Source organism: Corynebacterium sp. Marseille-P3884 (assembly GCF_017942225.1).
Taxonomy (GTDB): Bacteria; Actinomycetota; Actinomycetes; order Mycobacteriales; family Mycobacteriaceae; genus Corynebacterium.
This window is the reverse complement of record NZ_JAGKSD010000004.1, coordinates 99228-122923: the sequence shown is the minus strand read 5'-3', so window position 1 is coordinate 122923 and position 23696 is coordinate 99228. Positions and strand designations below refer to the sequence as shown.

The following is a 23696-nucleotide window of genomic DNA, read 5'->3' as shown; positions in this document are numbered from 1 at the left end:
TCTTCCGGAGTGTCTCCGGTTGAGTGACCGACGGTCTTCGGTGAAACTTGAGCTCGGGATTTCTCCCGTTCAAACTTCGGTTGGTTACTTTAACGTGGCCCCTTGGATTTCTCCAAATCCTTGATCATGCGCCGAGCAGCGTCGAAGAGAACGATGCCACCGATGAGCGCCATCACGCCGATCCCCAGGGCCAAACCGGACCAGAATCCGCCCGCGGTGAGCGAGGCGAGCGCCCCCGCCCCATCGACGTTCGTCGGCTGCTCCTCCGCGGCGCCCTCACCGTCTTCGTCCATGTACTCGAGGTTGTCCCCGTCGATCGACGAGCGGATCGGCGACGATTCCTCGCCCGCCGGTTCGGCGTTATCCGTTGCGCCGTCTTCGCTCTCCGCGTTTTCTGCGCTGTCTTCGCTGCCTTCGCTGCTTTCGTTGTCAGCGCTGGAGGTGCCGCCAACGTTTTGTGCGCTCGCCGCCGCCGGCTGCGCGACGGTATTGCCCTGGGCAGAGCTACTGGTTCCTCCACTGGTTCCTCCAGTGCTTCCTCCGCTGGTTCCTCCCCCGCTGGCTGCGGTGAGGTCCGTCGATGCGGGCGTGCCGCCGTCGGCATCGGTCATCGCGGGTGCGGGCACTCGGTTCAGCTCTGTCCTGGCGTCGGTGCTGTTGCGCGTGCTATCGCCGGCGGTGTTGTTGGCTGTGCCACCGGATTTCTTGGCCGGTTTTTTACTGGTGCTTGTGTCGCGCGGTTCTTTCTTGGCTCTGTCGCCTTTGGCTCTGTCGGCTTTGGCTTTGTCAGATTTAGCTTTGTCGGCTTTGTTTCTCTCGTTCTGCTCTTCGATGGCGCGCAGGCTGGCGTCGAGCTTTTTGCCGAATTTCTTCACTTCGTTTTCGACCATCCCGATGTCCTTGGGCGTCCACGGGTTCTTGCCGTTACTGCCGCCGGTGGAGTCGTCGGGATCGTCAGGGGTGGTGTCGGGGCCGTCAGAACCGCCGGGTTCTGCTGATCCGTCACACGCATCGGCGTCGCCGAGGTCGGAGTATCCGGCCTCCTTGGCCTTGCGTGCGTCGGCGATAGTCTCGTCGCCGACAAGGAAGGGTACGTCGATGGTCTCATCGATATCGGTGCCGTCCGCGGTCTTGCCCGTCACCCGGTACTGGATCGTGTAGTAGCCCGGTGCGTCAAAACCGTAGGCCAAGTGGTCGTGGGCGTTCATCGGGTACGTCAGTTTCCGGTCGCGGTTGCCGGAATCCAACTCGATCTTCAGGCCCGTCAAGGACTCGTGCCAGGCCAGCATGCGGCCCGGGCCCGTGAAGTCGTTGATGGACACCTCCACCGTGCTGCCCGCCTTCAAGACGCTCGGCGCGAGGTGCTCGGTGGAAAAGCCCGGCCACGGCAGGCCTTTTTTCTGCGACTGCGGCAGTGCCCACAGTGTTTCAGGTTTGCCAGGCAGCGCGTCGCGGATTGTCCCCTTCGGGTTCGCCTTCGCGGCATCCGGAACTTCAAGGGCGAAAGATCCGCTGGGGCGCGACACTGTATTGCTCGGTGTCGATCCGTCGCGAAGCGTGAATGACAACGGCTCCTCCCCGCCACCGGCGAGCGCGATGTCGAGGTGTCCCTCGGAGATGAAGGTGTCGGGCTTGCCGGCGAGCGCCCGGGATGCATGGCATTTCTCGTCGCCCTCCGGCGAGGTGCCAGGGTTTTCGGGCGCAGGATCCTCGCCGCCTGCCGGGGGCTCCCCGGGGTCTTGCGGTGTGGTGCCTTCGCCGGCGGGCTTGGTGATGGGGCGGAGCTCCTTCGTGGTGTCCTTCGGTAAGCCGACTTCCTCATCGGAACCGACGAGCCAGTACTGGGTGACGGGCTCAGTCAGCTCCTGTGTCCCGTCTTCGAGTTCGGCGCGGCCCTGCCACGTGATGGCGTAGATGCCAGGCTTGGTGAACGTCCAGTTGAAGTGGCCGTGTGCGCCCACCTCGTAGTCGATGGTGTGCTTGCTGTCGTCTGCACTGTTGAACACGTGCTCGACATCGCCGTCGCCGCCGGAACCGCCGAAGAAGATATTCATCTCCCCGGGGCCCGAGAATTCCTTGAGGTCGAAGTGCATCGTGTCGTCCGTGAAACTGTTCGGCACCTTGCCGTCGATCTCGTGGTTCGGGTCGAACGCACCCAGTCCTGACCAGATCGGGCGCCAATTATCGGTGAAGTCCACCGCCTGCGGGGCAGACCAGATCAGCGAGCCCGGCTCGCCGAGGAAAGACAAATCCTTCGAATCCGGAACTGCGATGCGGCTCAGTTCCTTGCCGTCGGGGTCCGCATCGGGGGCGAGGCGGAAGCAGAGGTCGTCCATGGGTACGACGGCCTGGCCGTCGACAGCCATCACTGCGAGGTTCTGGTCCGCGTCGCGGGTGCCGTACAAGCCGTCGACGTGAGAGTGGTACGCCAACTTCCTGCCGGCGCAGGGGTGCTCGACCTCTTTGCCGTCCTGCGTGGTCATTGTCGTGTCCGCTGGCAGATCCACGCCGAAACCGGCATCGCCCGGGACATGACTGTCGCTCGCCGCGGCAGGCTTATCAGGTTTTCCTGCATCGTCGGCTTTATCAGCCGCAGACGCCGCGGGGGCCGCAAGTGCACCGCTGCCCACTGCGAGGAATCCGGCAGCAGCCACGGCGACCGCGCGACGGAGAGAAGAGGTATCAACGAGAAACTGCATCGACGTTCGTCCTTTCTTTCGGTGCGCGGTTGCGAATCCGTTCGGTGACAAGGCCTTGCTGCGGCGCGAACAGCCAGCTGAGAACGAAGATCACGGTCAGGCACAGCACGACAGTGGCGCCGGTCGGGGTGTCATACGCCCACGACAGCCACACGCCGAGCACGGAGCCGGTGATCCCGGCGCCGGCGGCGAGCGCCATCATCACGCCGAGCTTGTCGGTGTACATCCGGGCGATCGCAGCCGGGGTGACCAGTAGGGCGACGACGAGAATATTGCCGATCGTGCGCACCGAGATCACCACCGCCGTAGTCACGGCGAGGTACAGCAGCAGGTCTAGCGCAAGTACGGGCAGGTTCATGGAGCGGGCGGTCTCCCGGTCGAGGCTCACCGCAGTCAGCCACGGCCGCAGCCCGATGATCAGCGCCACCACGAGTGTTCCGGCAGCCAAGGAGACCCACATATCGCTCGTGGACACACCGGTCAGCGAGCCGAACAAGAAGGAGGTCAACGAGGCGGTATAGCCCTCCACCCGGGAGATGATGACCAGGCCGAGCGCGAAAGCGGCGGCGAAGAAAATGCCGATCACGGTGTCTTCTTTCACCCTTTCGCGCTGTGAGAACACCGCGATCAAGACCGCAACCACCATGCCCGCGACAGCACCGCCGAGCAACACTGAGGCCTGCAGAGCGAATGCCACCGCGAGGCCCGGGAACACGGCGTGCGCGACGGCATCGCCAATGAACGCCATGCCGCGCAGGACCACGTAGCAGCCCACCACCGCGCACACCACCGAGGCGATCACCGCCACAATGAGTGCGCGCGGCAGGAAGCTCAGCTGCGGGTTGGCTAGGTCCATCAGGAATTGCCAGAAACTGATCTCAGGCATGGGCACCTCCCTGCACAGCGTGGCGGCTGGGGGTCTCTTTCGCATCGAAATCGAGCCCGATTCCGGCGAGCCAACGCGAATCCTTATCCACGCCGAATGCTTCCGACCACGGCTCCGGGTCCGCCAGGCACGAGGGGCTGCCGTCAGCCACGATGCCGCGGTTGAACAACACGAGACGGTCGCAGGAGTACACAGCTTCGGCGATATTGTGCGTGGACATCACCACAGCGACTTCCCCGTCCACCAGTTCGCGGAACAGCGCGAGGAGCTGCTCGGTGGTGGGAATGTCGAGGCCGGTGAACGGTTCGTCGAGAAGCAAAAGCTTCGGCTCGCGGCTGAGTGCGCGGGCGACGAGCACGCGCTGACGCTGCCCGCCGGAGAGTTTGCCCACGGGACGGTCGCGCAAATCCCACAGCCCGACTTGCTCGATAGCTTTCGCAGCCGCGATGTGGTCCGTGCGGCCAGCGGGACGCCACCACGGGCGGAGGCTCAGCCGCCCGCCAAGCACCATCGAATAGACGTCGATGGGAAAATCCCAGGCCACAGAGTGCCGTTGCGGGACGTAGCCCACCGCACGGCGGGCCGCTTTGCCGGTGCGCTCCGCGATCTCGACGGCCCCGGCGCGGGCCGGGATCAGCCCGAGAAGGGCACGCAGCAGCGTCGTCTTTCCCGCACCGTTCGGACCGAGCAGACCAACGAATTCGCCGGCGTGCACCGTCAGGTCAACGCCTTCGAATACCGTCAGCGTGCCGTAGTCGACGCTCACGCCGTGCGCCGTCACGACCGGGTCTTGCAGGCAGTGCCGCATTAGGCATCCCTGCCGATCGATGCCGCCGCTTCATCCCGCTCCGCGCGCGCACGACGCAGCCAGACGAAGCTCAACGCGCCCACGACGAGTGCCGCAACAGCGAGCCCGCCGAGCACCCACAGCACGGGAGAGATTGCGCCGTCTTGCTTATCGACGTCGCCCTGCTCCCCCTTGTCACCGCTCTTCTCCGCGTCGCTGCCGCCTTCGCCTTCTGCTGTGCGCCAGGGACCTGCGATTTCCGCTGCGGCCGCCTCCTGCACATCGGCGCCCTCACCAACTGCGAAGCGCACGACCTGCTCGGAGACGTGTTCTTTTCCGTCTTTGTCTTTGACCACCGCGCGGGCACCGACGAGGTGGACCCCCGGCTTGGTGAACACCCAGTTGGCGTGCGTGTGCGTGTTCAGCTCCACCCACATCGGCTGATTGCCCTTCAGGCGCGAATTCCACAGCTGCTGTGGCTCGCTGAACCCACCTGACTGCAAGAACAGGGAGAAATCGCCCTCGCCCTCATGCCCGCCGAATTCCAGGCTGACGCCGCGGTCGGTGGTGTCCACCACCTTCGGCGACTGGGTATTCCACCCCAGCCACGGCACACCGGGGACCTCATTTTGCGGGACCACCCACACCTCGTCTCCGGCCTTCGCGCCTGTGAAGTCGAAATCTTCACCCTCCGGCAGCGTCTGCTTCGCCTCATCGGAGACCTCGAAAACCACATCCTCAAGATGGCGCCACACCGGCGGCACCTGCGAATCATCGCGCACCATGAAGGTCATTTCCCCGTCCACGTACAGCGGGCCAAGGTCCGCGTGCCCGGCGGAGATCACCGCCTTCTCCCCCAGTGGCACGATCTTCTCATCGTCCTGCACTGTCTGCTGCAGAGCTGGGTCATCGGCGGGGGCTTGGGAGAGTGCCAAGGGGGCGTCGATAAGCGATGCTCCGAAAAGTCCTGCTGCGAGGACGGACGCTGCGATGCGGGTGCGGGCGTGGGTGCGAAAATTCATGAGTTGTTCCTTTCATTTGCGAGGCACGTGGAAAGCGATTGCGCATTGCTGCGCATGAAGTCGATATAGGTTTGCGCCGGGCCCTTCCCTGGCGGGTCGAGCGCGTCGCCGCGGATGGTGCACACCTGGATCCCCAAACGGCCGGCGACCTCAGACAGCTCCGCTGGGCGGCTCTGCGCGACAGGCTCGAGGAAGACCGCCGGGACGTTGAGGTTCTCCAACGTGCGGGTCAACGCGATGACATCGCGCGGACTGGGTTCCACCGACGGGTTCGGGCTGACATACCCGGCGAGGGTGAGCCCATAGGCGTCCGCGAGGTACCCGTATCCGTCGTGCGTGGTGACCAAATTGCGGTTGCTCTGCGGGATCGTGCCGTAAGTGCGCTTCATCTCCGCGTGCAAATCATCCAGCTCGGCGAGGTAGTTCTCGGCGTTGGTGCTGTACTGCGCGCTGTGCTGTGGATCCGCAGCACCCAGCTCGTCGCGCACCACCTTGACCACTGCTTTCACGGCTTCGACGTCGTGCCAGAAATGCGGGTCGTATTCACCGTGCACATGTTTGCCCAGCACTGCCTGCGGGAGCAGGTACGTCTCGTCGCCGGGGTTGCCGAGGAAGCGGTACTCGCGCCCGGCGGGCACCTCCTGGAGCGTCGCGCTCGGCACCGCGATGACCGTGCGGGCCGGGTCGTATTCGTGGCGTGTGGACTGCGTAACACCCCGTTGATCCTTCTTCGGCGCATCGCCGAGCAGCGCCAGACGTCCAGTGCGTTCCGCGCCGAACTCCGCGGTGATGTCCACGTGGCCGTGCTCTAGCACCTCCGCGCCTGGCACCGCCGTGTGCGGATCCACGCCGACGGCAATGGTGAAGGTCTGCTCCTGCAGCGGTGTCGCCGGCTCGCCCACCGCATCACGCGCATCAGCGCCGATGGTGAGCTTGTAGATGCCCGGTTTACTGAACGCCCAACTGACATGCGTATGCGCATCCACCGGAAGGGTCGTGGCATCATCCGCGTTGGTGCCGTCCGCGGAATTGAATAGCAACTCCGGGGTCCCGAACGTGCCCACGATATAGGCGGCCGCGTCGCCTGGGCCTTCGAGCTTCTTCAGTGCAATATCAGCCACCGCGGTTTTCGGCACCGCTGGTGGGTTCTGCTCCGGCGCCCCGGTTGAATCCTGCTCTGGTGCTGCGACGCGCAAGCCGAGCCACGGCGCGTCCAATCCGGCGTCCTCCACGAGCATGCGCGGCTGGAAGCCGTGACGCTGGGCCTGCTCAGCGACAGGAACGACGGGCGCATTTTCCGGCACGGTGCTCTCGACGGTGCGCTGTAACTGCTGCGGCTCGAGCAACAGCCCGTTGGTGAACACCGCATCGGCGTACGCGATATCGCGCACGGCCCGCAGCCCCAACTCGTAACTGTGCGCGTCCGCCCCCGCCGGGATCAGCCCCGTCACATCCGCGGCATCCCCGGCGACGTGGGAGACGATGTCCGCCAGGATCGAGGTCGTGGCCACGACCTTCGCCTTACCGTCGGCGTCCTCCGCCGCGGTCGACGGACCACTGCACCCGGCGAGTGCCGCCACCAGTCCCAGCGCGGCTAGACCGCGCGCTGCGGCGTGTCTGCTCATCCAATCAACTTCCGGGAGATCCGAATCATGCCCGCACCGAAGACCAGCACACCGATGCCCAGAATGGCGAACGGCACAGTCATGATCGACATCCCGGTGTCCGCGAGACTGCCACCGGCAGTGCCTGATGCAGCAGCGCTACCCGAGCTTCCTCCAGCACCACCCGCGGCGCCACCGCCGCCGGAAGAGCAGCTGCCCTTGGCGTCATAAATCGCGCCGAAGTCGAAGTGGCCGCTATCTGCATTGCCCTTCCCTCCGACGACGAATGTCAGCGTGGCAGAACCGCTCACGGTCTCGCCGCTCTTCGTTTTCGCCGACTGCTTCACCGTCACCTTGTACGTGCCCTCTTTTCCGAAGACCCATGACGGGTGCACGTGCGTGTTGCCCGGGATAGTGTGGCTGCCTTGTGCCTTGCCGTTGCTTGCGCTGAACCATTGCTCGCCCACGACCTGGCCGAGCCCACCCTGGGTGAATACCGTCATCGGTCCCGGACCCTCGAAGTCAGTGACCTCCCAGGTCACCTCGCCGGTGGTGTTTTGGATCAGCGACTCGTCCTGGGTATTCGCTCCCAGCCACGGCACACCGGCCTGCTGCACCGAGCCGATCATCCAGACATCCCCCGCCGGGACCGGTCCGATCTCCTGCGGCAGCTGTGCCTTCGCCGCATCACCCAGGCCGAAAGTCAGCCCCGCCGGGTCCTTCCACGATGCCGGCGAGGTGCGGTCGTCTTTCACCCGCGGGACCAGAGCAGCGGTGCACTTCTCGCCGCCTTCTCCGTTTCCGCCTCCGTTGCTTCCGCCGTTAGCGCCCTGCGCTTGCTGGCCGCCGGCTCCGTTGCCGTTGCCATTGCCGCCAGCTGTGGTGCCCTTGTCCGTCTTCGATTTCGTGGTGGAAGAATCGGTCTTTCCGGCGCTTTTCGCCGTCGTCTTCGTCGTCGATGAATCAGAACCACCGTCGCTCAACCCTGCGGCCGAGCGGTCCCTGCCGGATGTTCCGTTATCAGAGTCGGAATCCGAATCATCTGCGGATCCATCGCCCTCGCTGACCTGCCAGGTGTAGGTCGCCTCGTTCGATTCCGCATCGTCCGCGACGGCCTTGACCGTCATCGTGTACGTGCCCGGCTCGGTGAACAGCCAGTTGGTGTGGACATGCGACGGTTCGCTCTGCTCGATGACGCTGCCAGACCCCAGCGTCAATTCACCGTCAGAGAGAACGGACGCGACGTCCCCGAACCCCTTCTCTTGGAACAGGTACACCTCGCCCGGACCGTCGACCTCTTCAAACGTGATATCAACGGCATCGAATCCGCCCGACTTCACATCGTTCGTGTCCCAACCCGGCCACAGTTTGTCGGATTCCTGTGTCTGCGGCAGCAGATAGCCACTCTCGCCGATCTCGGCGACATCAGCAGTCGCATCGGTCCGCGTGTTCTCCCCGACCTCGAGCAGCACATCCGCCGGATCGTGGGTCACGTGCTGGCCGGTGACATCCTCGCGGAGATCGAGCTTCAGGTCCCCGCCGTCAGCGGAGACGTGAAAGACGTCCACGTGCCCGCTATCCAGGGTCAGTTCCGCCGCGCGGGCGTATCCCGTTCCAGCTGCGAGTGCCAGAACTGCGCTCACCAGGATGGTGGCAGCCTTGAACACGGCCATGCCTGCACGCTCCAGCACACCTTCGCTTCCGCCGTCGCGGGGAATTCGCCCCGCCGCTGTTTCAACGCGCGACACTCCGTGGCACCTCTTTTCATTCTTGCGCTAAATGATCGCGCGCTAGATTACGGCAAATAGGAATTATTTTCATCTAGTGTAGATACAACTACCCACATTTGGCGGTAACCGTTTTCAATAAGGCGCATGGTGCGGAGCACTGACCGGAAAGTGAAACAGCGCAGCAAAGCAAAAGACCCCGCCGAATGAACTGCTCCCCATTAGTTGGACTGAGAAATCAGTTACCGACTAGTGGGGAGTAGTTTTCTTTGAGAGCACGAAGTTCGCTGAGTGAAGAGCAGCGCGAGCAGTTAGTGGAGTGTTTCGAGCAAGGCATGAGCTACGGAACCGCTGCCAAGACTCTTGGTGTCTCCAAATACGCCGTCCGTACGCTGCATTGTCGATTTAAGCTACATGGCAGGCTATATCTTGTGGAAAAACCGACAAAGCAGCAGTACTCGTTCGACATCAAGAAGGAAGTTGTCCAACGCCACCTTGCCGGCGAGACAAAGATGGATCTTGCACGTGAGTTTGGCCTGTCGTCAGACCAGCTCGTCAAAGACTGGTCCCGGAAATGGCGCAAAGGCGGCGATGACGCGTTGAAGCCGAAGCCGAAGGGCAGACCCAAAGGCTCGGTCACACCGAAGCCGCTCTCGGAGGAAGCGAAGCTGCGCCGTCAGATCGCACGGTTGGAAGCGGAAAACGCTTATCTAAAAAAATTGCGGGACTTGAGGAATCAGGGACACGCCTGAAAGTCCAGGCGATCGTCATCCTCAAGTCGCACCACCGCCTGGAGCACCTCCTAGACGCCGCTGACATCCCACGGTCGACGTTCTTCTACCACCAGAAACGACTCAACGAACCGGATAAGCACGCCGCGCTCAAAGACGCGATCCGGGAAAGCTTCAAACGCAACAAGCATCGCTACGGCTACCGGCGGGTGCTACTTGACCTGCGTAACCAGGGCTGGGTGGTCAACCACAAACTCACCATCCTGGTTCTCCTGAAGCTGGGCACATGGATCAAACAAACAATGCCATTGGTCGAGACATTGGATTGCGACACGAAGGAGATGAAGCGGGCGCCATCAATGAATGTCATGCGCAGGCTAAAAACGGTGGTCTGATCAATATAAACTGATTGGTAAGGAATTTGTTGTGAAAGAAAGAACAATCATTCCGGGAATACTTTTTGGAATTGTATTTGGCATCGCAACCCTTTATGGCGGAGTGCTCCTGTCCACATGGCTTCCAATACCTTTCGTCTTCTATGGGCTACCTCTACCTTCATTGGTGGCGTTGGGTGTATTAGCCATGTCTGTCTACATGTTGAAAAAGGATCGGCTTAGCGACCGATCATGGCGTGCTTTTGCCTTCACATTCGCTGCGGCTTTCGTCGTACCAGCATTCTTATGGGTGAGCACCATTTCTGGCTATGGAAACTTCGCATAGCCTATAGATGTGGAACCGCTGTAAGGCCAATTACAGTTAGCCCCTCTAGATTGAAGTCTAGAGGGGCTAACTGTAACCGCAGAAGAGAGAGTGTCCGATTGTTTGTCTGCGGGGGCTTGGTTTACAAGTAGTCCGCGAATCGGTCGGGGTATGCCACGGCTAGTTGATGGCTTGTTTCCACCCGTTGACTTTTGCCCCTTCAATATAGCCGTTGCACTCAGTTGCCCGTTTCGCCTTCTTCGCACGCTGGGCGGCGCGCTTGTCCTCGATGTTGCAGATCATCAACCATAGGGTCTTCAGCGCCGCGGTGTCGTTCGGGAATTGGCCGCGGTTACGGGTGGCTTTGCGCAGTTCAGCATTCAGCGATTCGATGAAGTTCGTGGTGTAGAGCACCCTGCGGGCCGCCGGCGGGAACTGCAGAAACGGCACGAACCGATCCCACGCATCACGCCACACCTTGACCGATTGCGGATACTCCCGTCCCAGCTCGGACGCCTCGAACGCGTCCAGGGCGGCACGCGCGGTGTCCTCGTTCGGCGCGGTGTAGACCTCCCGCAAAGTACTGGATACGGGTTTGCGGTCCTGGTAGGACACCCACGTGTTCGCCGCCCGAATCAGATGCACGATGCAGGTTTGCACCATGGAATTCGGCCAGGTCGCTTCCACCGCCTCGGGCAGGCCCTTGAGCCCGTCGCAGCAGACGATGAACATGTCTTGGACCCCACGGTTGGCAAGGTCAGCGCACACTGATGCCCAGGATGTGTTTGATGCCGTCCATGTCTATCCAGTGGTACAACACCGAACGCATCCAACAACGACTCAAGGGCCTGACCCCGATGCAATATCGGAATCAGACCCTTGAAGCCCTAACCGCCTAGAATTCAACCAGTCCAACTTTCGGGGGCCAGTTCAGAAGCGGGGCCTTTTACACGAGACAATGAGGAGGCTTGCGCCTCACCCCATTTAAGCCTCGGTGTAGTTCTTCTGCACGTTGGTATCCACCGGGATGCCGGGGCCCTGGGTTGCAGAGACGGTGATCTTCTTCAGGTAGATGCCCTTTGCAGATGCCGGCTTGAGACGCAGCACCTCGTCCAGGAGAGCACCGTAGTTCTCGGCGAGCTGCTCCGGGGTGAAGGATGCCTTGCCGATCAGAGCGTGAAGGTTGGAAGCCTTGTCCACGCGGAAGGCGATCTTGCCGCCCTTGGACTCGGAGACAGCCTTGGCCACATCCGGGGTGACGGTGCCGGTCTTCGGGTTCGGCATCAGGCCACGCGGACCGAGGACGCGGGCGACGCGACCGACCTTAGCCATCTGGTCCGGGGTGGCGATAGCGACGTCGAAGTCGATGTTGCCAGCGTTGATCTGCTCGATCAGCTCGTCGGAACCGACGATGTCAGCGCCAGCTTCCTGAGCCTTGGTGGCGTTCTCGCCCTCAGCGAAGACAGCGACGCGGACGGTCTTACCGGTGCCGTTCGGCAGGTTGACAGTGCCGCGGACCAGCTGGTCAGCCTTGCGCGGGTCGACGGACAGACGCATCGCAACGTCGATGGTTGCGTCGTACTTCTCGGATGCGGTTTCCTTGGCGAGCTTGACTGCCTCGAGCGGGGAGTACACGCTCTCGCGGTCAACCTTTGCCAGCTTCTCGTTGTAAGCCTTGGAGTGCTTCTTGGCCATGTTGATTTCCTTACTTGTCAGTTAATGACGTGTCAGTAGTTGGAAGTGTGGTGCGGGTCAGACCAGACCCTCCCACTGGCTAGGTCCCGGGGCGGGACTAAGCCGAGAGAGATGAAGAAGGTTTATTTCTTCACGTCGATGCCCATGGAACGGGCAGTACCAGCGATGATCGCGGCGCCAGCCTCGATGTCGCGGGCGTTGAGGTCCTTCTTCTTGGTCTCAGCGATTTCCTTGCACTGCTCCCAGGTCACAGAACCGACCTTGTCAGTGTGCGGAACGCCGGACCCCTTCTTCAGACCAGCAGCCTTGAGCAGCAGCTTCGCAGCCGGCGGGGACTTCAGGATGAAGTCGAAGGAGCGGTCCTCGTAGACCGTGATCTCCACCGGGACGATGTTGCCACGCATGGACTCGGTCGCAGCGTTGTAAGCCTTGGTGAACTCGACGATGTTGACGCCGTGCGCACCGAGAGCCGGACCGACCGGCGGTGCCGGGTTAGCCATACCAGCCTCGATCTGCAGTTTGATCAGGCCAGTGACCTTCTTCTTAGCCATCGGATTACCTCTTTCCTAGGTACAGACTCCAGCCACGATGAATAACTGGGCCTTCCGGATGCCACCTCGACGCTTTTCGCTTATCGACGCAGCCACCGGGGACGAACGTGTTCACGCACCTGCTCGTGTGCAGGCACGACCGATAAGTGTATGCCACCACGCTTCCCTGGCCCAAATCGCGAAAAACCGGCCACGGGGGCCGGTTTGTCACAGGGTAAGCAGTGCGCGGAGTCGCGGCACGCTACATGATGCGCTCGATCTGGTCGGCGGTGAGCTCGACCGGGGTCTCGCGGCCGAAGATGGACACGAGCGCCTGAATCTTGCCGGTCTCCGGGTCGATCTCGTTGATCGTTGCGGAGACGCTGGCCAGCGCGCCGGAGAGAATGGTGACTGCCTCGCCGACCTCGAAGTCGTGCGCGACCTTCGGCTTCTCTTCCTGCTCCGGCATTGCGATGACGGTCTCGCCCTCGGCATTCGCCTCGGTCTTGGAAGCATCCTCGTCGACCTTCGGCTCCTTCGGCATGAGGAATTTAGCCACGTCGCGGTGCTTGACCGGGGTGGCGTTGCCCTCGTTGCCGACGAAGGAGGTCACGCCCGGGGTCTCGCGGACCACGGACCAGGCCGCGTCGTTGATATCCATGCGGACGAGCACGTAGCCCGGAAGCAGCTTGCGCTTGACCAGCTTCTTCTTGCCGTCTTTCAGCTCGATGGCCTGCTCGATCGGGACGACCACGTCGTAGATGGAGTCCTCCACCTCGAGGGTCTGGATACGCATGTCCAGGTTGGTCTTCACCTTGTTCTCGTAGCCCGAGTAGGACTGGATGATGTACCACTGGCCCGGCAGCTTCTTCAGCTCACGGGTGTACTTACGCAGGCGCGCCTTGTACTCAGCGTCTGCGGATTCCTCCGACTCAGCGGCAAGCGCTGCCTCCGGGTCGGTAGCGGCCTCAGCGTCGGTGCCGGCCTCAGCGTCGTCGGCGGCCTCAGCGTCGGCTTCCTGGACCGGCTGCTCCGGGACATCGCCCTCAGCGACCATCTCCTGGCTCTGCTGGTCGGTGGTGTCCTCGGCGTTGCCGGCAGAGTCCGCGGACTCTGCCGCAGCCGTCTCGTCTGCCTCGGTCACTTCCGGGTCGGTGGATTCCTGCACGGCACCGCCCTCGGCGACCATTTCGGCCTCGTTGGCTTCCACGCTGTACTCGTTGTCGTCGGCCATTTCCGCTCCTTGCAGTTGGCACGCGCCGCGCGGTGACGTGGGCGCGATGGCTATGGTTTCAAGTCCTCAATTGGTGCCCAGCTTACTCAGCTAGGCGAAAAACTTATCCCGCCTTACCCAGTGTGCTGGGAGGCGGGATGTTTTCTCTACTGCGGAAGTATAGCTTAAGGGACCAGAACCTGTTCAACTACCCAGGCAGCGCCCTGGTCGACACCCCAGACAAGGGCGGTCAAAACGATCAGGAAGCCGAAGACAATGAGGGTGTAGTTGAGCATCTGCTGCCCGGTCGGCCAGACGACCTTGCGCATTTCGCTGACGACTTCACCCGGGAATGCGGCAGCGCTATTGCCGGTCTTGTCCTGGTCCTCGGGAGCGGCCTTTTCAACGCGCTTCTCCTCGTAGGACTCAGAGGTGACAGAGCTCGCGCCGCTGCGCTGGCGCTTGCCGGTCGGCTTTGCGGTGTTCCGTCCAGGCTGATTATCAGTCACAGCTCTCCTCGAGTTGGTCTATATGGCAGGGGCGACAGGACTCGAACCTGCAACCTACGGTTTTGGAGACCGTTGCGCTACCAATTGCGCCACGCCCCTAGGTGCACTGTTTTCCGTTTCCGGCGACTCGATTGCTCGGGCCACACTCGGCTGACAGTACGCCAACCCTACCACGGCACCTGCACGGCCCCGGAGTGGGTGAGCACATCTCCCCGACCGAGACCGAGGTGATGAGTAGCGATGGAGAGAATTGAACTCTCGACACAGCGATTATGAGTCGCTTGCTCTACCACTGAGCTACACCGCCATGTGTCCGCTAGCGAGCGCACATGAAAAGAGTAAACCAATCATGTCCGTTGCCAGCAAACAACAGAGCCCCCTAGCAGAATCGAACTGCTGACCTTCTCCTTACCATGGAGACGCTCTGCCGACTGAGCTAAGGGGGCTTAAGCCTCTTAAGCGTTACCCGCTCGTTTGAAGCCTTTGAAAGATTAACCCGACGCATATTGAACATACAAATCGTCAGGTTAGAGCCTATTTTTGAACGCTTTTATAGAGCTCTATGCGCGCCGCTGCAGCCCCACCTGCCCACACTTTCGCGCCGCGTCGGCAGTGCTGAGCGTGGGCAGGTGGTCAGGGCTTAGAACGGCAGCTTGAACTCTGCGCCGAGGTTGTCCTTCGCCCACTGAGCGATCGGACCGGCAGAGGCGATGCCAGCGATGAAGGCCAGCAGAACGCCAAAGATTGCGCCGATGACGGAACCGGCGCTGGAGCCATCCTTAGCACCGTTGCTGGACTGGGCACTGCCCTGATCGCCAGCATTGGCATCGTCGGAGTCGTCGGTGCAGTCGACAGTCCTGACATCCTGCGCACCGCGCATGGAGATGCCCTTACCGCCGTCATCGGCCCACAGGAAGCGCGTGGTGGCCTCTGCCTTACCGCCGACGCACTCACCGGTGGAGGTGTAGGAGCCGAAGCCCTCGTTCGCCAGGTTGGCGAAGTGCGCCGGGCGAGCCTGGATCTCAGAAGCCGGGGCAAACTCAGAGCCATTGTGGGCAAGCAGGATGGACTGGCCGTCACACACTTCGTCGCAAAGCACGCGGAGCTGCTTGTCCTGCTGGCGGTAGTCGAGCGCCATGACGCCGGCGAACGGCGACTGGTATTCCTGCTTGAGCTCGTGCGTGCCGTCTTCCTTCAGGTCGAGGAAGTAGACCTTGCCATCAGCCTCGACGCCGACTGCGAAGAGCTTCTGCTCCGGAATGTAGGAGATGGCTTCGAGGCCGGCGTTCGCCTCGATCTCGCCGACGACGTCCTTCAGGTTCCACTCCTTGGTGGCGGTGAGCTCCTCTGCGCCTTCCTTGACTTCGAAACGAAGGACGGACGGGCGGGAGACCTTCTTGTCGGCGTTATTGCGCTCGGTGGCCACGTAGATCGCGCCGTCCGGGCCGACCGTGACACCCTCGGCGTCCACAACTCCATCCTTGTCGTCGGCGTACTTCAGCGTCCAGGTGCCAGCGACCGTGTACTTCTTAGCGGCCTCGTCGTAGTCGAGGGCGTAGAGCTTGCCGGAGCCGTTGTTGACCACCCAGGCGCGGCCCTTGTCGTCGAAATCCACACCGGACATGTCGTCGCCGGTGAAATCGCCGCCGAGATCGACGTCGTAGACGTTGTCGTACGGCCACGGCTCCTTTGCCTCCGGTGCAGCGGGCTCCTCGTCACCCGGCTGCTCGCCAGCGCCGGCCTCGTTCTTCGCACCGCGGGTCGACGCGCCGGTGGTAGCGAACTCGCCGGTCTTGTCCGGAACACGGCCCCAGGACGGCACCGCGTGGCCTTCCCACGTGGTCTCAACAACGAGATTGCCCTCAGCATCGTAGACGCGGACGGAATCGCCCTTGCCCAGACCGAAGCCCTCCGAACGGTCCGGAGTGTTAGCTTCGCCGTCCGTGTAGAAGGCGAAGTAGCCGCCGGACTCGACCTTGGTGCCCTCCGGGAACACGATCGGGGTGTGTTTGTCCTTGTTGTCCAGGACCTTCCAGCCGGAGATGTCCAGGTCCTGGTTGTTGTCCAGGTTAGCCAGCTCGACCCAGTCGCCGACCGGGTCATCGTTGGAAACGACCTCGTTGATGACCAGGGAGGATTTATCAGCCGTCTCTGCGGCAGAGGCCGGGATAGCGGCAGCGGAGAGAACCAGGGATGCGGCGGCCGGCACAGCGAGTGCGGCGCGGAAGCGGGAACGGGACACGGAATGATCCTTCACATGTTGGGGACAGATGTACCCGTCCGAAATTATCCCCTCACATTGAACATCCACTGGCCTGAAAGTGACGTCCGCGTAACTGGAAAATGAAGAAGCGCGCACCGCGTGAATTCTCCGCAGTGCGCGCTGTATGTGGTGCCAGGTAGAAGATTCGAACTTCTGAAGGCAATGCCGGCGGATTTACAGTCCGCTCCCTTTGGCCGCTCGGGCAACCTGGCGTGCTTGGACTACTCTACAGCAGCGGGTCACGGAAACAACAAATCGGCAGTTGAGAACCGTTTTTCAGCCGACACGGTCGACGGTGTACCGGGCGATCTGGCGCATTGCCTCATTCGCCGGAATGCCGGGAAGATCACTCAGGCGGGTATCCACGATGGAGAGGTAGCGGTGCACGTCGTCAAGCGCGCGCTTGCGGCCGTCCGTCTGTCCGATGAGCGTCAGTGCGCGCTCCACGTCGGCATCCTTAGTGAGCGGACCCGTGAGAAGGCCGCGGAGCTCTTCGCCCGCTTCCCCCTCATCCTTGAGGGCGTAGAGAACCGGGAGGGTGAACACACCCTCGCGCAGATCCGTCCCCGGGGTCTTTCCGGACTGTTCGGAATCGGAGAAGATGTCGATGATGTCGTCGACGATCTGGAAGACCATGCCGATCGCCTCGCCGACCTCCTTGATCGTGCGCACCGTTGCCTCGTCCGCGCCCGAGTGCGTGGCACCCAGGTACGCGGCGGATGCGATGAGCACGCCGGTCTTTTCGCGGATGACCTCGAGGTAGTGCTCGACCGGGTCGCCGCCACGGGCGCCGACGGTCTCGCGCATCTGGCCGGTGACCAAATCGCTGAACGTCTCCGCGAAATGGCCGACAGTGGCGGTGTCGATCTCACTCATCAACCGCGATGCCTCGGCGAGCAGGAAATCGCCGGAGAGAATCGCGACCGTGTTGGTCCAGCGCGAATTCGCCGACTCGACACCGCGGCGCTTGACGGCCTCGTCCATCACATCGTCGTGGTACAGCGTGGCCAGGTGGACCAGCTCCACGATCGCGGCACCGCGAATCACATTTTCCGCCTGCGGGTTCGGCCCGAACTCGCTGGCCAGCACGGCCATCAACGGGCGGAAGCGCTTCCCGCCGGCTTTGGCCAGGTGGGTGACCTGCTCACTCAAGAAATCCTCTCCTGCCGAGAGGCGCTCGAACATGAGCTCTTCCACCTTGTTCAACCCTGCGGTGACGCGCTGCGCCAAGGCCTCATCGCCGAGGTCGAGCTGGGTGTCGACGGCGGGCGACGTGGGAGTGCCGTTGGTCATCTATCGTCCTTGCGGGGTCGTGCGGTTGTGCGTCCCCTTAACCGTAGTCCACACATAACTCGTCTGGCACAATATGTTCGGTGAAATCGTTTGAGTGCGTCGTCGTCGGCGCGGGACCCGCTGGTTCCGCCGCCGCAATCGCCGCTCGTCGCGCGGGTCTGTCGGTCGCCGTCGTCGACGCCGCGCCGCACGGCCGCGACAAGACATGCGGCGACGGGCTGACTCCCCGCGCGGTGCACGCACTGCAGGAACTCGGACTCGATTCCGCCCTGCCTGACTACCGCAATCATGGCCTCAAGCTGCACGGTTACGGCGGATCCGTGACCGCCCCCTGGCCCGACGGCGCGTATGGCACGGAAGGTTCCGCCTCGCCGCGCTCGCTTTTCGACGCCGCCTTGGCCGATCTCGCCGCCTCCTCCGGCGCCGAGATGTTCTACGACTGCCCCGCCACCGACGCTGAATTCGGCGCAGACGGGTCGATCACCGGGGTGGTCACCCCGCAGGGCACGCTGGGCGCGACATGGGTGATCGTCGCCGACGGCGTGCGCTCCCCCTTCGGCAAGAAACTCGGCCGGAGATGGCACCGCGGGGAGGTCTACGGCATCGCGGCACGCTCATACTGCGCGACCCCGTTCTCCGCTGAGCCGTGGATGCACTCCCACGTGGAACTGCGCGACGATTCCGGCGTGATCCAGCCCGGCTACGGGTGGATCTTCCCGCTCGGCGACGGCACGGTGAACCTCGGCTGCGGCGCCCTGTCCACCGATGCGCGCCCGGCAAAAGTGAACACGAAAAAGCTGCTCGCCCTCTACGCCTCCCAGCAGCGCGCGAAGTGGCAGCTGGGCGAGCCGGAGAACGTCACTTCCGCTCTGCTGCCGATGGGCGGCGCGGTGTCCAATGTCGCGGGCCCGAACTGGATGCTCATCGGCGATGCCGCTGCCTGCGTCAACCCGCTCAACGGCGAGGGCATCGACTACGGCCTGGAAACCGCGATCATGGCGGTGGATCTCATTACCGATTCCCACGGGAAACGCCCCGACCTGACCTTGGCCTGGCCGCATGAGCTGCGCCGAAACTACGGCGAAGCATTCGTTCTCGCCCGCACCCTCGCGCGCGTGCTCACCTACCCGCAATTCCTCCCCGCGGCAGGCCCGCTCGCACTGCGTGGGCTCGGCAGCCGCTACCTCATGCCCGCCGCCGCGCGCCTGATGGGAAACCTCGTCACGGATGCCGACCGCGACCTCGTCGCGCGCGTCTGGCGTCTCGCCGGTAAGGGGGTATCGCGTATGCGGGCGGACAGTCCGCTGTGGGATGCGACCTAGGCCTTGACCGCGCCGTGGAGCGCCACAATGCCCAGCGCGAGGTTCTGCCAGCCACAGTCGCTCCACCCGTTGGCGTTGATCGCGGCGGCTAAGTCTTCCTGGTCCGGCCAGGCGCGGATGGACTCAGCCAGGTACTCGTAGGCCTCCGCATTGGAAGAGAACACCTTGCCCAACAACGGGATCACGCGGGGCAAATACTCGCGGTAGAGCGTGGAAAACACCGGCACGACGGGAGTGGAGAATTCATTGACCACTAAGCGCCCACCCGATTTGGTCACGCGCGCCATTTCGCGCAGGCCGGCCTCGAAGTCGTGGACATTGCGCAGGCCGTAGGAAATGGTCACGGCATCGAATGTCTCGTCGGCGAATGGCAGGTGCATTGCATCGCCCACGACCTTGGGCACATCGCGGTGTGCGCCCGCCGCCAGCATGCCTTGGGAGAAATCGCACGCCACACACCACGCACCGGATTTGGTCAGCTCCACCGTGGATACTGCCGTGCCGGCGGCGAGGTCGAGGACCTTCTCCCCCGGCTTCAAATTCAGGCGCTCGCGAGTGCGCTTGCGCCAGTAGCGGTCCAGGCCACCTGTCATCACCGTGTTGGTGATGTCGTAGTTCTTTCCTACTTCATCGAACATCCCCGCGACATCCAGCGGGTTCTTCTCCAGGTTCGCCTTGGCCATAGGCAAAGAGTCTAGGCGACTGTCCCGCCGCTGCCCTACTGAGCCGGGCCCGGGCAGGGGTGTGGAGCAGGAATTAGCGCTTCAGCGGGCGGCGGCCCTTCTTCGGGTAGCCGTCGATGACCTCTTCGTAGTAGCCGAGGAGCTGGTCGCACAGCGCAGGCCACGTCTTGTCGGCCACAGAGGCGCGGGCGTTGACGCTCATCTCCTCCAGCGTGTCCGGCTCGAGAATCGCGGCGACGGAAGCCGGCAGGTCACGCTCAAAGGTCTCCACGTCCAGCAGGTCACCGTTGTAGCCCGGCTCGATCAGATCGATGGGGCCACCGGCGCGCGGGCCGATCGTCGGGGTGCCGGAGGCCTGCGCCTCCTGGATGGTCTGGCCGAAAGTCTCGAACTCACCGGTGTGCACGAACAGGTCCAGGCTGGCGTAAGCGGCGGCGAGCTTCTTGCCGCCCAGCTGACCCGTGAATACCGCAGTGGGCATCTTTTTACCCAGTTCGCGCCGCAGTGGACCATCACCGACGATGACCAGCTGGATATTCGGGTCGCTGTGCAAGGCGATGAGTCGCTCAACGCCTTTCTCCGATGCGAGGCGGCCGACGAAGCCGACGATCTTCTTCCTTCCCGTCGGGTCCCACTTCTTCCGCAGCTTTTGGGAACGGCGGTCTGGGCGGAACAGTTCTGAGTCCACGCCGCGGCCCCAGCGGCGGATGTTCTTGATGCCGTGAGCCTCCAGCTCCCCGATCGTCACCGACGACGGCGCGAGCGTCATCTGCGTCATGTTGTGCAGGTTGCGCGCCCACACCCACGCCGCGGACTCGAGGAAGCCGACGTGGTAGCGAGCGGTGTAGCCGGCGACATCAGTCTGAAACAGAGCAATTGCTGGAAGTTTGAGACGCTTCGCGGCCACGGCACCAGCACCGCCGAGCACGAAGGGGCTGGCCAGGTGGACGATATCCGGCTTGAATTCGCGCAACACGCGCGTGGTCGTCCCGTTCGGCACACCGATCGGCAGAGAGTCCACCAGCGGCACCATCACGGTGGGCACGCGGACGACGGTAAAGCCCGCGTACTCGGCGACCTCTTCCTGGTTCGCGCGCGCTCCCGGCGCGATCACGATCGCTTCGTGGCCCGTGCGCTCGAGATGTTCCAGGACACGGAGGATCGAATTCGTCACTCCGTTGACGTTGGGCAGGAAAGACTCGGCGACAATGGCAACACGCATGTGGGCATTATTCATGCCGCGCGCTAATTAGTCTTTGCTTTCACGGGAACGCGAGGTGAATTTTCGCCCGTTGGTCCGGCCTTTCTTACCTAAGGCATTGACGCCTAGCCACGCGGCCACAGCGATCAAGGTGGATGCCGCACCGACGGACAGCGCCGGAATGATCGCGAGCGTCCAGCTGCGCCCCTCTACCTTGACGAGTTCGGGGTCGCGTTTCGCGTACGTCACCCACACTTGCTGCCCATCGCCGAGGCCGGAGGGGTACAGCAGGCCGCGTTGCGGCGAGTGGAATTGGCCCGTCTCATCCTGGAAGTCGACGGATGTGCGGGTCCAGCTCACGCCCGTGACGGTGGCGATGCCGCGGCCGGGGTCGCGGGAGATCGTGTAATCGTTGTACGCCGGTCCCGCGACCATGGCGATGCTGCCAAGCATCGCGCACATGTACAGCACAATGATGAGCTGGTGGAGGCGCCGCCGCGCGACCTTGACCCGGGCCATTTCTATTTCTTCAGCCGCTCGGACAGTGCCCGACGCGTCGCGCGCGTGGTCACGGCCTCAATCACAACGACGGGCTCAGGCTTATCGACGCCATCTAGCAGCGCCCCCGTCAATTCCTCGATACTCTCCGCCCTGCGGTAGGAAGCGCCGTATCCGGCGGCGATCGACTCAATATCCGCATCGTGCGGCGTGCCGAAGGCCTGCTCGAAATTGTCGCGGACGGATTCCGCCCCGACCTCGAGAGATTCGAAAATGCCGCCACCGTTGTCGTTGGCCACAACGATGGTGAGGTTGCCTGGGCGCGGCTGGTCCGGACCGATGAGCAGCCCACCTGCGTCATGCAGGAAGGTCAGGTCACCCACTAAAGCGACAGTGCGCGGCGCGCGGATCTCGTCCGGGTGCAGCGACTGCGTCGCCAATGCCACGCCCACAGCCTGGGAAATAGTGCCGTCAATGCCGGCGGCACCGCGCGCAGAGTAGGTGGACACGCCGTCGAAAGGCATCCCCACGAGGCTCGCGTCGCGCACCGGATTCGAGGACCCGAGCACGAGCGTATCGCCCACCGCCAGGGTGTCGCAGACAGCGGCCGCGGCATGCAGCCCGGTGAACCCGAATTCCTCGTCCCCTAGGGCCTTGCGGACGGTGTCTGCTCCGACATCGCCGGCGGCCTCGCAGATCTTCAGCCAGGTATCCGTCGGCTGCCCCGTCGCCTTCACACGGTTGCCCACTTTGTCCGGGTTGCCCGTGACCGTCTCAGTACGGGTGATGCCGATGACTTCGATGGTGTTATCCGCCAGCAGCGCCATGACGTCGCGGTGCAGCGTCGGGTGGCCCACCACAATGACCTGGTCTGGCTTCGTGGACGCGGCAAAATCACCGCCGTCGTGGCTGACCGCCACCTCGTCCTGGGTGAAGAACCGTGCGGCCAGCGGGTGGACCTGATGGAACGGCGTCGGTGCTGTCGGCTCCGCGATCGTGGGCACGTGCTCCAAACCGGGCACCTCCCACGCTTCGTCGCCAGCGATGACGAGCGTGTTCAGGGTCAGGTCGACCTCGACTTCGCTGTGATCGACTGCCCCGGCGGGTCCGGTGTCGGCAGCGCCGCGGCCTTCCGACGGGCGCAGGCGGCCAGGTCCCACCCGGCGCGGGGTACCCACCTGCTCCGGCAGGGTCTCCGGCACGAGCGGGGTATCGAAAGCGACGTTGATGTGCACCTGGTCGGCGTCGAAACTGACAGGGTCGCCGACCTGCGTGACCTGCTGAGTGGCAGCGTAGCGGCCGAAAATGCCTTGCTGCCAGATCGTCTGCGAGGCACCCGTGCCCACGAGACGTTCCGGCCGATCCGCACTGATGATCGCCAGCGGGGTATGGGACATGTACGCCTCGATGACTGCGGGGTAGGTGTTCGCCACCGCAGTTCCCGAGGTCATCACAACGCCGACGTGGCGGTGTTGGACCCGGGCAAGCCCCAGGGCGGTGAAGGCGGCAGATCGTTCGTCGATACGCACGTGCACCCTGATGTCGCGGCGGGCGAGCAATGCGTACGCGAGCGGAGAGTTGCGCGAACCGGGACTGAGCACGACATCCGTGACATGCTCGGCAAGCTTGTCCGCGACATACGCCGCGAGCTGCGTGGAATCCGACTGTGCGCTATTAGCCATTCAGCAACCCGTCGAGCTGGTTGAGCAGGTCCTCCGCATCGTCGCGGTACTCCTCCGGAATATCGTCCGGGATCTCCGTGGGGAGATTCTCCGGCAGCGACGGAGCGCCCTCGCCGCCCGGCAACGGCAAGCCGTTCTCGTCGCCGCCTTCACCGTCTTCCTTGTTGTCGTCCTTCTCGCCGTCGCTGCCAAAGAGCTCGTCGAGCAGACCCGTCGGCGTCGTGGTGACCGTCTCCGTCTGAGTGATGGTCACCGGAGCCGGATCGGGCTTATTCGCCCGCGACTCCGCACCACGCCACAGGAAGAACATGGCGATGGCTGCGAGACCGAGCAGCAGAGCGAGAACTGCCAAGATGATCGAGCCCGCGCCGCCACGAGACTTACCGGAACCGGACGATTCCGGCCGGTACGGCTCGTCATACGGCTCGAGGCCGCCGGAACTGAAGCCGTCGCCGAATTTAGTTTCCGGATGGCTCGGTGAAGCGGAATAGCGCGAATCCCCCTCCCCCGGCATGAATTGCCGCGGAGCGGACTGGCCGGTACTAGAGCTTGCGCTCTGGGAAGAGGATTGGGACGGGGACAGGTAACGGGAGCTCGCGTCAGAGACATCGTCACCGTGGCGCCCGAACTGTCGGGTCTCATTATCCATGGG

At 63.2% G+C, this 23696-nt stretch carries 19 protein-coding genes, 4 tRNA genes and 3 pseudogenes; 4 read left to right on the top strand and 22 right to left on the bottom strand.

Going from position 1 to position 23696, the window contains the following annotated elements; all coding sequences use genetic code 11:
- Positions 1 to 89: 89 nt before the first annotated feature.
- The 6 genes from J5Y21_RS03690 to J5Y21_RS03665 are packed head-to-tail and all read right to left on the bottom strand — an operon-like array spanning position 90 to position 8746.
- Entirely contained in the window at positions 90 to 2699 is a 2610-nt protein-coding gene (locus J5Y21_RS03690; protein ID WP_210572966.1) for a choice-of-anchor M domain-containing protein, read from the bottom strand.
- Positions 2683 to 3585, bottom strand: a complete 903-nt coding sequence (locus J5Y21_RS03685) for an anchored repeat-type ABC transporter permease subunit (RefSeq protein ID WP_210572964.1) — start codon at positions 3583 to 3585, stop codon at positions 2683 to 2685. Before J5Y21_RS03685 ends, J5Y21_RS03690 begins: the two co-directional genes overlap by 17 nt.
- Positions 3578 to 4393 (bottom strand): anchored repeat-type ABC transporter ATP-binding subunit, encoded by an 816-nt coding sequence (locus J5Y21_RS03680; RefSeq protein ID WP_210572962.1) that lies wholly within the window; start codon positions 4391 to 4393, stop codon positions 3578 to 3580. The genes J5Y21_RS03685 and J5Y21_RS03680 overlap by 8 nt, the downstream gene beginning before the upstream one ends.
- Positions 4393 to 5394, bottom strand: coding sequence for a choice-of-anchor M domain-containing protein (locus J5Y21_RS03675; protein WP_210572960.1), 1002 nt, complete (start codon positions 5392 to 5394; stop codon positions 4393 to 4395). The genes J5Y21_RS03680 and J5Y21_RS03675 overlap by 1 nt, the downstream gene beginning before the upstream one ends.
- Entirely contained in the window at positions 5391 to 7019 is a 1629-nt protein-coding gene (locus J5Y21_RS03670; RefSeq protein WP_210572958.1) for an anchored repeat ABC transporter, substrate-binding protein, read from the bottom strand. Before J5Y21_RS03670 ends, J5Y21_RS03675 begins: the two co-directional genes overlap by 4 nt.
- A complete protein-coding gene (locus J5Y21_RS03665; RefSeq protein WP_210572956.1) occupies positions 7016 to 8746 on the bottom strand; it encodes a TIGR03773 family transporter-associated surface protein in 1731 nt (576 codons plus the stop codon). Before J5Y21_RS03665 ends, J5Y21_RS03670 begins: the two co-directional genes overlap by 4 nt.
- A gap of 378 nt (positions 8747 to 9124) precedes the next feature.
- Between J5Y21_RS03665 and J5Y21_RS03660 the strand changes: the two are divergent.
- A pseudogene (locus tag J5Y21_RS03660) lies at positions 9125 to 9740 on the top strand (helix-turn-helix domain-containing protein); the annotation flags it as partial.
- A 142-nt stretch (positions 9741 to 9882) separates the two neighbouring features.
- Entirely contained in the window at positions 9883 to 10176 is a 294-nt protein-coding gene (locus J5Y21_RS03655) for a hypothetical protein (RefSeq protein WP_210572955.1), read from the top strand.
- Between the two features lie 121 nt (positions 10177 to 10297).
- Here the strand turns inward: J5Y21_RS03655 and J5Y21_RS03650 are convergent.
- Positions 10298 to 10932: pseudogene (locus J5Y21_RS03650) on the bottom strand (IS256 family transposase); the annotation flags it as partial.
- Positions 10933 to 10958: 26 nt separating this feature from the next.
- On the opposite strand from J5Y21_RS03650, the pseudogene J5Y21_RS03645 reads away from it, so the two are divergent.
- Positions 10959 to 11054: pseudogene (locus J5Y21_RS03645) on the top strand (IS3 family transposase); the annotation flags it as partial.
- 85 nt (positions 11055 to 11139) lie between these two features.
- Here the strand turns inward: J5Y21_RS03645 and rplA are convergent.
- The 10 genes from rplA to J5Y21_RS03595 form a co-directional block, all read right to left on the bottom strand.
- Entirely contained in the window at positions 11140 to 11850 is a 711-nt protein-coding gene (rplA, locus tag J5Y21_RS03640; protein ID WP_210572954.1) for a 50S ribosomal protein L1, read from the bottom strand.
- A gap of 122 nt (positions 11851 to 11972) precedes the next feature.
- On the bottom strand, positions 11973 to 12401 hold the full coding sequence (rplK, locus tag J5Y21_RS03635) for a 50S ribosomal protein L11 (protein ID WP_210572950.1): 429 nt from the start codon (positions 12399 to 12401) through the stop codon (positions 11973 to 11975).
- 241 nt (positions 12402 to 12642) lie between these two features.
- On the bottom strand, positions 12643 to 13614 hold the full coding sequence (nusG, locus tag J5Y21_RS03630; RefSeq protein WP_246874908.1) for a transcription termination/antitermination protein NusG: 972 nt from the start codon (positions 13612 to 13614) through the stop codon (positions 12643 to 12645).
- Positions 13615 to 13778: 164 nt separating this feature from the next.
- On the bottom strand, positions 13779 to 14102 hold the full coding sequence (secE, locus tag J5Y21_RS03625) for a preprotein translocase subunit SecE (protein WP_210572948.1): 324 nt from the start codon (positions 14100 to 14102) through the stop codon (positions 13779 to 13781).
- Between the two features lie 23 nt (positions 14103 to 14125).
- Positions 14126 to 14201 (bottom strand) — tRNA-Trp (locus tag J5Y21_RS03620).
- Positions 14202 to 14337: 136 nt separating this feature from the next.
- Positions 14338 to 14409: transfer RNA gene (locus J5Y21_RS03615), tRNA-Met, on the bottom strand.
- Positions 14410 to 14475: 66 nt separating this feature from the next.
- Positions 14476 to 14548, bottom strand: a tRNA-Thr gene (locus J5Y21_RS03610).
- Between the two features lie 194 nt (positions 14549 to 14742).
- Positions 14743 to 16344, bottom strand: a complete 1602-nt coding sequence (locus tag J5Y21_RS03605) for a lamin tail domain-containing protein (RefSeq protein WP_210572946.1) — start codon at positions 16342 to 16344, stop codon at positions 14743 to 14745.
- Between the two features lie 148 nt (positions 16345 to 16492).
- A tRNA-Tyr gene (locus J5Y21_RS03600) sits at positions 16493 to 16577 on the bottom strand.
- Positions 16578 to 16641: 64 nt separating this feature from the next.
- Positions 16642 to 17658: a polyprenyl synthetase family protein gene (locus J5Y21_RS03595; RefSeq protein ID WP_210572944.1), complete on the bottom strand. Its 1017-nt coding sequence runs from the start codon at positions 17656 to 17658 to the stop codon at positions 16642 to 16644.
- Positions 17659 to 17738: 80 nt separating this feature from the next.
- Between J5Y21_RS03595 and J5Y21_RS03590 the strand changes: the two genes are divergently transcribed.
- The gene (locus tag J5Y21_RS03590; RefSeq protein WP_210572942.1) at positions 17739 to 18980 is read left to right on the top strand and encodes a geranylgeranyl reductase family protein; all 1242 of its coding nucleotides are present in this window, start codon (positions 17739 to 17741) and stop codon (positions 18978 to 18980) included.
- Here J5Y21_RS03590 and J5Y21_RS03585 read toward each other — a convergent pair.
- The 5 genes from J5Y21_RS03585 to J5Y21_RS03565 form a co-directional block, all read right to left on the bottom strand.
- Positions 18977 to 19663, bottom strand: a complete 687-nt coding sequence (locus J5Y21_RS03585) for a demethylmenaquinone methyltransferase (RefSeq protein ID WP_210572941.1) — start codon at positions 19661 to 19663, stop codon at positions 18977 to 18979. The two genes, J5Y21_RS03590 and J5Y21_RS03585, sit on opposite strands and share 4 nt — an antisense overlap.
- A gap of 73 nt (positions 19664 to 19736) precedes the next feature.
- Positions 19737 to 20885 carry a glycosyltransferase family 1 protein gene (locus J5Y21_RS03580; RefSeq protein WP_210572938.1) on the bottom strand — a complete coding sequence of 383 codons (1149 nt, stop codon included), beginning with the start codon at positions 20883 to 20885 and terminating at the stop codon, positions 19737 to 19739.
- 27 nt (positions 20886 to 20912) lie between these two features.
- Positions 20913 to 21383, bottom strand: coding sequence for a DUF3592 domain-containing protein (locus J5Y21_RS03575; RefSeq protein ID WP_210572931.1), 471 nt, complete (start codon positions 21381 to 21383; stop codon positions 20913 to 20915).
- 2 nt (positions 21384 to 21385) lie between these two features.
- Positions 21386 to 23044 (bottom strand): 2-succinyl-5-enolpyruvyl-6-hydroxy-3-cyclohexene-1-carboxylic-acid synthase, encoded by a 1659-nt coding sequence (gene menD, locus J5Y21_RS03570; RefSeq protein WP_210572929.1) that lies wholly within the window; start codon positions 23042 to 23044, stop codon positions 21386 to 21388.
- On the bottom strand, positions 23037 to 23693 hold the full coding sequence (locus tag J5Y21_RS03565; RefSeq protein WP_210572927.1) for a hypothetical protein: 657 nt from the start codon (positions 23691 to 23693) through the stop codon (positions 23037 to 23039). Before J5Y21_RS03565 ends, menD begins: the two co-directional genes overlap by 8 nt.
- Between the last annotated feature and the right edge of the window lie 3 nt (positions 23694 to 23696).